Source organism: Streptomyces millisiae (genome assembly GCF_031845425.1).
GTDB lineage: Bacteria > Actinomycetota > Actinomycetes > Streptomycetales > Streptomycetaceae > Streptomyces > Streptomyces millisiae.
Genome location: NZ_JAVREM010000206.1, coordinates 1 through 555, shown reverse-complemented (window position 1 = coordinate 555; position 555 = coordinate 1). Strand labels below are relative to the sequence as shown.

General features: G+C 62.0%; 1 protein-coding gene. It reads left to right on the top strand.

The features are described 5' to 3' along the window. A partial coding sequence (locus RNC47_RS36240) for a GlxA family transcriptional regulator (protein WP_311605119.1) occupies window positions 1-555 on the top strand: 555 nt, incomplete at both ends.

Below are 555 nucleotides of genomic sequence, written 5' to 3'. Positions count from 1 at the left end.
CTAGCAGAGAGTGCGGCGCGAGGTGCCCGGGTGGCGTCAATTTGCACTGGGGCGTTCGCGTTGGCGGCCGCTGGCGTCCTCGATGGTCGACGAGCCACCACGCATTGGCAGCATCTTGGGGAGTTCGAGGCGCTGTTTCCATCGGTGCAAATCGATCGGGATGTCCTCTATGTCGACAACGGTGATGTCCTGACTTCTGCCGGAATGTGCTGCGGGATCGACATGTGCTTGTACATGGTGATGCGGGATCTTGGTGCCGCGACCGCGAATCGGGTAGCTCGCGCGTTGGTTGCCCCACCTCATCGCGACGGGGGACAGGCACAGTATGTTCCCGCGGCGGTAGCGATTGTCGGGGATACTTCGTTGGCCGCCACGCGTGCGTGGATATTGGACCATCTCGCCGAGACAATCACCGTCGCAGAGATGGCGCAGCACGCCCGGATGTCGGTGCGGACCTTCATGCGTCGCTTCACCGACGAAACAGGGACGACTCCGTTGCAGTGGCTAGTCAACGCACGCGTTACAGCTGCACGCGCATTGCTTGAGACCACAGAC